At 37.9% G+C, this 5,890-nt stretch carries 9 protein-coding genes; 4 read left to right on the top strand and 5 right to left on the bottom strand.

All coding sequences use genetic code 11. The annotated features are described in order from the left end of the window. Together AC1DG9_RS22095 and AC1DG9_RS22090 are read right to left on the bottom strand one after the other, a co-directional pair. Nucleotides 1-363 (bottom strand): hypothetical protein (locus AC1DG9_RS22095; protein WP_477635245.1); only part of this gene is annotated, 363 nt, incomplete at its 3' end. A gap of 99 nt (nt 364-462) precedes the next feature. Further along, nucleotides 463-888 (bottom strand): DUF6194 family protein, encoded by a 426-nt coding sequence (locus AC1DG9_RS22090; protein WP_216854463.1) that lies wholly within the window; start codon nt 886-888, stop codon nt 463-465. A gap of 126 nt (nt 889-1,014) precedes the next feature. On the opposite strand from AC1DG9_RS22090, the gene AC1DG9_RS22085 reads away from it, so the two are divergent. The 4 genes from AC1DG9_RS22085 (at nt 1,015) to AC1DG9_RS22070 (ending at nt 3,994) form a co-directional block, all read left to right on the top strand. Further along, nucleotides 1,015-1,338 (top strand): winged helix-turn-helix transcriptional regulator, encoded by a 324-nt coding sequence (locus AC1DG9_RS22085; RefSeq protein WP_172662669.1) that lies wholly within the window; start codon nt 1,015-1,017, stop codon nt 1,336-1,338. Nucleotides 1,339-1,345: 7 nt separating this feature from the next. Beyond that, nucleotides 1,346-1,822 (top strand): GNAT family N-acetyltransferase, encoded by a 477-nt coding sequence (locus AC1DG9_RS22080; RefSeq protein ID WP_172662670.1) that lies wholly within the window; start codon nt 1,346-1,348, stop codon nt 1,820-1,822. 131 nt (nt 1,823-1,953) lie between these two features. Further along, nucleotides 1,954-3,069, top strand: coding sequence for an acyltransferase family protein (locus AC1DG9_RS22075; RefSeq protein WP_337716013.1), 1,116 nt, complete (start codon nt 1,954-1,956; stop codon nt 3,067-3,069). 103 nt (nt 3,070-3,172) lie between these two features. Next, nucleotides 3,173-3,994, top strand: coding sequence for an alpha/beta hydrolase (locus AC1DG9_RS22070; RefSeq protein WP_337716014.1), 822 nt, complete (start codon nt 3,173-3,175; stop codon nt 3,992-3,994). Between the two features lie 37 nt (nt 3,995-4,031). Here AC1DG9_RS22070 and AC1DG9_RS22065 read toward each other — a convergent pair whose 3' ends face one another. The 3 genes from AC1DG9_RS22065 to AC1DG9_RS22055 form a co-directional block, all read right to left on the bottom strand. Continuing rightward, complete coding sequence (locus AC1DG9_RS22065; RefSeq protein WP_288881564.1) at nt 4,032-4,736, bottom strand: ATP-binding protein; 705 nt, start codon at nt 4,734-4,736, stop codon at nt 4,032-4,034. A 431-nt stretch (nt 4,737-5,167) separates the two neighbouring features. Beyond that, nucleotides 5,168-5,620 (bottom strand): VOC family protein, encoded by a 453-nt coding sequence (locus AC1DG9_RS22060; RefSeq protein WP_172662674.1) that lies wholly within the window; start codon nt 5,618-5,620, stop codon nt 5,168-5,170. Nucleotides 5,621-5,640: 20 nt separating this feature from the next. Beyond that, nucleotides 5,641-5,890: VOC family protein (locus tag AC1DG9_RS22055; protein ID WP_477635244.1), on the bottom strand; the 250-nt coding region annotated here is incomplete at its 5' end.

Raw genomic sequence — 5,890 nt, 5'->3', positions numbered from 1 at the left:
ACCTTGGTCGGCGGTGGCTATTATTTTAGGCAATGCATTATAGATTGCTTCAGGTTTAATTGCAGTGATCGCATTTAAAGCGGTCATTGCTCCCCACTGCAAACGGTTATTCTTACTGTCTAAAAGATTTATCAGTTCCGAACTGAAATCAGCTATCATTTCCGGTTTCAATGTTCCAATCTCATAAATTACCTTTATGCAATCGTTCTGGATATCCTTACTTTTATGATGGAGGTTTTTAACCAACTCCCGAACTGCCTCATTGTTGGTGCATTGTACAATAGCATTGGCTAGTTCCTGATTGGGTACTTCATCCCTTCTTCCTAATGAATGTGCTAACTTATCTATTGTGTTGGTATTCATTTTTTATTAATTTCTTGTACTCAAAGAGACTTGGTATGTTAATTTTATATGTCTGAATTTACGAAATAGAAACCAGTTTTAAAGTAAAATAACAGATTATCATTTTAACCTTTTAACAGCTAAGCTATAGGCTACATCAAGATGATTTTTTAAGACTGGTAAGCTTTTCTTACGTGGTTTTACGATACATAACCAATACATTGCTCCATAAAAGGGGTGAGGCATCACTATGTTCTCTGCAGTGAAATCTATTCCCGAGTCTACATATGCACCAATGCCTTTCTTTAGCGCTATGCCCTCAAAGGTGTTAATAAATGATGCTTTGTCGATACCAATATTTAGTCGAAAGAAACCCTCTCTATTCAACTGAGATACACTGTCGAAATCATTGTCACTGGTAACTATAGTTGCAAATGGCATCATCTTTTCCTGATCATACATAAAGAACAGGTCACCATTCGCTTCTGTTATATTCACATTTTTAAAATTTGATAAAATATACGCAGTAATTTCCTCTATGGTCATAATCAATTCTGGTTGCAGTTAAATTGTAAATGTCTGCCGCTAACTTTACATTTGCAAGTAGTTACCTCTTTGTATAATAGTAACAAAAAGTAAAGTTTTATTGATTTACAGTGCTTTAAATTTTCAATGCAACAAAATAAAATTGACACCTGTCCATTTCAGGAAGCAATGGATCTGATGTCGGGCAAATGGACCATGACAATCATCAATACACTGATGGCAGGTAAAATGAGGTTTAAGGTATTGGAAAGATCAATCCCTGGTATCAATACACGTATGTTGGTTAAGGAGCTCAAACAATTGGAAAAAACAGGGGTTCTGACCAGGACCGCTTATGCCACAGTTCCTCCAACTGTCGAGTATGCATTAAGTGAAAAAGGAATTTCATTGACATCTGTCCTTGCTGCTGTTCAAGACTGGGCTTTAAAAAACATGCAAACCAAAAATTAAACTTAAGATGGAAATAAATAAGATAGATATATCTACCAGATATGCTACACATGCCGACTTGCCTAAGCTTGGCAAATTTTTACAAATGTTGGTTGAGGCCGAACGTCCTTTTAATCCTACTTTAAAGGATGGCGAAATCTTCTATTACGACCTTAAGACACTTATAGAGGATGAGCAAACAGCAATCCTAGTGATCGAGTTTAATGCTGAAATCGTTGGATGTGGTTATGCCCAAATTAGATCAGCAAAAGCTTACGAACGTCATGAGCTCTTTGGTTATCTGGGCTTCATGTTTGTAAGTCCGGAATTTAGAGGAAAGGGGATTAATAAGCTATTGATAAACGATCTTAAGCAATGGGTTTTATCAAAAGGAATAACTGAGCTGCGTCTTGATGTATACCACGACAATGATGCGGCTGTGAAGGCATATGAAAAAGTAGGTTTCAAGAAATTACTTACAACAATGCGCTGTGATATCAGCTAATCGCTATTTTAATATTAGTTGGCACAACCCAAAAATAACACCAGCGTGCGCCTTATCAACCATAAAAATTCGTAATTAAAGCCAAAGAAATGTTGGCTTTTTTTTACAAATTGCGATTTCACACACAATGAATGAGAACTAACCTAAATAGTGAGTTGGCCACCAAGCCGCACTATCCCATATTAGACGGCCTTCGCGGTGTCGCAGCCATAATCGTTGTAACGTTTCACCTGGCTGAACCATTCTCAACAAGTAATTTAGATAAATTCGTTAATCACGGTTATCTGGCTGTCGACTTTTTCTTTTTATTATCAGGCTTCGTGATGGGCTATGCCTACGACGATCGCTGGCATAAAATGACAGTAGGAAGCTTTTTCAAACGCCGCATCGTACGCCTTCAGCCAATGGTGGTTTTGGGGATGACCCTCGGCGCAATCGGATTCTATTTTACAGATTCTACACTATGGCCGCTCATTCATACTATTCCTATCTGGAAGATGCTGCTGGTACTGCTGATCGGTTATACGATCCTGCCCGTGCCATTATCTCTTGATATACGTGGCTGGCAAGAGATGCACCCCTTGAATAGTGTGGGATGGTCATTGTTCTTTGAATATATTGCCAACATTCTTTACGCAATCTGGATCAGAAAATTCTCCAAAACGGCATTAAGTATTTTAGTTGGCATCGCTGCTATCGCACTCGTACACCTGGCGATCACAAACGGCGACGTTAGTGGAGGATGGACGCTGAACGTGGAGCAGGTACGCATTGGATTAACGCGCGTCATGTATCCGTTCTTTGCCGGTCTGTTACTTTCCCGTGTTGCCAAGCACACCCGTATTAAAAATGCCTTTCTATGGTGTAGCCTTTTAGTAGCTATAGTACTCTATATGCCTCGCATTGGTGGTGCAGAGCATCTTTGGATGAACGGAGTTTATGACTCTGTTTGCATTATCATCGTATTTCCACTTATCGTATACCTTGGCGCAAGTGGCCGGATGCAAACCCAAAGAGAGAACCGCGTTTGCAAATTCTTAGGTGAGATATCATATCCACTTTACCTGGTACATTATCCGATTGTCTATTTTTACGTGGCCTGGATCAGCAACAATAAAGGTTTAACGATAGTGCAGGCATGGCCATATGCGTTAATCATCTTAATAAGTAGCATCATTTTGGCATATGCCGCATTGAAATGGTACGATGAGCCAGTTCGCAAATGGTTGCGGAAAAAGCTTACATGAGGATCAGAAAACGGTTAACCCAAAGATGAAATTTTAGAAAAAGCTATTGAAATGGCCAAATGATTATGATTTACAGATAAATACTAACGAAACATATTACCTAATGAAGCTATTTATTTCTTTACTCACGTTTCTAATATTTGTTCAATTTGCTTATGGGCAAAACGTTGACAGTCTAAAAAAAGAAGAAGTTCAAAAAGAGTTAGAACAACAATTATTTCCAGGTTCCCAACTACAAAACGATTTTCATTTCGAATTTTCAAACCCTTTTACTGAATTAACTTTCTTAACACAAGATGGTTATAAATTAAATGGATTACTCTTCAAGGCAAAGCAGACGGAAGGATTGATATTTTATCTGCATGGCAGCAATGACGGACTTGATACCTGGGGGAAAGTTGCCCCTTTTTATAATAATCTTAATTATGATATCTTTATTCTTGACTATCGAGGTTATGGGAAGAGCGAAGGTAAGGTGAGTAGCGAACCTCAATTGTCTAGTGACATTCAAATGGTATATGACAATTTAAAAAAGATCTATCCAGAATCGAAGATTATTGTGATTGGCCAATCAATAGGTACAGGGCCTGCCGCTATCCTTACAGCAAACAATAATCCGAAAGCGCTTATCTTACAAGCGCCATATTATAGCCTACCAGATTGGATATCCAACATTGCACCGGATATTGATACTTCCAATATGAAATATCAATTTAAGACTTATGAATTTTTGCAGAAAATAAAAGCACCTGTAACAGTTTTTCATGGAGACGCAGACGACGCTATATATATTGGCTCTTCGAAGAAACTTAGTTCATTTTTTAAGAAAGATGATAGATTGTTTATTTTGAAAGGCGAGGGGCATAACAACTTTATAAATAATACAGAGTATTTAGAAAAAATGAAGACGATTCTTCAACAATAGCCCTTCYTACACTTTATTAAACTTGTGTTATGGCTACTTAACGCGATTCAATTTGATCAATCATAGCCTTTTTTACAGCGGCCAAAGCATGATCCTTTGCCTGAGCAAAGGATATACTGTACATACGTTCAATTGAACGTAAACTTGCGGGAAAACTTGACAATAGTTTATCATAATAATCATCCAGAAGATCTGGTGATGGTTTGCGGATCGTAACGCTAAGGTCAAAACAACGGAGCAACGACGGTTCAATAAACTCACTATAATCCGTAGCACAGATCAGTAATGCATTATCCGGATAATAATCAATCAGATGAATCATTGTATTAACTAGTCTGCCCATTTCATCCCCATCTTTAACATCAACACTTCTTACTTTGCTTATCTCATCAAACTCGTCAATAAATAATACGGCTTTTTCTTTAGCTGCTATATTAAAAACAGTTTTAATGCTGTGTGTTATATCATTAATAGATCCTGAGAGGATATTACTCAGATTTAATACAATTAAATTTTTTTCCAAACCAGAGGCAATAGCCTTAACTGTGTAAGTTTTGCCACATCCCTGGCTCACATTCAGTAACATCTTGTTGTCAATCGGCAAACCATATTCGTTTAATTGTTTAAAATAACGATGTTCACTGATTAACCGTGTAATTATTTGTTTATTCGCATCATCAACAAAAAGGTCGTCCAGCAATACCTTTTCGCTATCGTTTATAAAATAATTATATGTATACATTCTCCATCTAATTGAAAGCGTGCCGTATTAAGTCCATCAGAAAATAATACATCGTAAAAAAAAAATATCCAAGGTGAAGACCCCATGCCCGTATATATACCCATACAAAAATGGAGCCATATACCTTAAATGATTAAGTAAAAAAACTCTGTATTGTTAATCGAAGGCACAGATTTACAAGAATATACGCCATATAGACCTATACTGGAAGGGTATAAGCCCTATATTTTTTTAAAAAAACTTGTAAAATGTTGAAATATTATCAAACTCCATATAAATAGTGACTTTGACAAGTGATGAAAAAGGGGTAATGGATTACCTAAAAATTGAATTATGGCCGCAGATGATGATTGCCTGGATAAAATTGAGTTGGTAACCCATAAAATGAGAAAATTAATTATTTTATTGACGATTATACAGCCGTAATAAACTTATTTATTACCAAGTTGTTCTGCTAGGCCAATCAGAATCCCTTCCACTCCGCGAATGTAGCACAACTTATAGGAGTTCTCATACTGAACCATTTCGCCAACCAGTTCAGCGCCATGTTTGCTAAGTCTTGATACCACCTCATCAATATCTTCAACAGTAAACATTACTCGTAAATACCCCACCGAGTTCACGGGGGCCGTACGGTGGTCTGAAATAACAGTTGGCCTTAGAAATTGCGACAGTTCCAAACGACTGTGGCCATCCGGGGTAACCATCATAGCAATCTCTACATGCTGATCGCCCAGTCCGGTAACACGACCAGCCCATTCACCCTCAATTGTAGCCCGTCCTTCAAGCTTTAATCCTAATTCTATAAAAAAGGGGATCACATTGTCCAGCGATTCTACAACGATGCCAACATTATCCATCCTTACTATCTTACTTTTTGTCATGTTTTTTCTCCTCAAATTTATTACTGTTCAGGTGCGCCTTTAGGATCCATCCATACAAACTCCCAATGGTGGCCATCTAGGTCCTCAAAGCTGTGTTGGTACATAAAGCCGTAGTCAGTGGCCGGATTAGGTATGGTGGCACCTGCGGCCTGTGCTTTATTTACCATTTCGTCAACGCCCTCTTTACTATCTGCAGACAGGCAAATAGAGCACTCTACCGCTTTGTGGGCATCCACAATTTCTTTTTTAGTGAACGTCTGAAAGAAAGGT

It is taken from the genome of Pedobacter sp. 05L430 (assembly GCF_056397585.1).
The sequence above is the reverse complement of the archived record's forward strand: the minus strand, read 5'-3'. Positions and strand labels throughout refer to the sequence as shown.

Coding starts and splice junctions, on each gene's coding strand:
- AC1DG9_RS22090 (WP_216854463.1), bottom strand. CDS start 888: ATGACCATAGAGGAAATTACTGCGTATATTTTATCAAATTTTAAAAAT.
- AC1DG9_RS22085 (WP_172662669.1), top strand. CDS start 1,015: ATGCAACAAAATAAAATTGACACCTGTCCATTTCAGGAAGCAATGGAT.
- AC1DG9_RS22080 (WP_172662670.1), top strand. CDS start 1,346: ATGGAAATAAATAAGATAGATATATCTACCAGATATGCTACACATGCC.
- AC1DG9_RS22075 (WP_337716013.1), top strand. CDS start 1,954: ATGAGAACTAACCTAAATAGTGAGTTGGCCACCAAGCCGCACTATCCC.
- AC1DG9_RS22070 (WP_337716014.1), top strand. CDS start 3,173: ATGAAGCTATTTATTTCTTTACTCACGTTTCTAATATTTGTTCAATTT.
- AC1DG9_RS22065 (WP_288881564.1), bottom strand. CDS start 4,736: ATGTATACATATAATTATTTTATAAACGATAGCGAAAAGGTATTGCTG.
- AC1DG9_RS22060 (WP_172662674.1), bottom strand. CDS start 5,620: ATGACAAAAAGTAAGATAGTAAGGATGGATAATGTTGGCATCGTTGTA.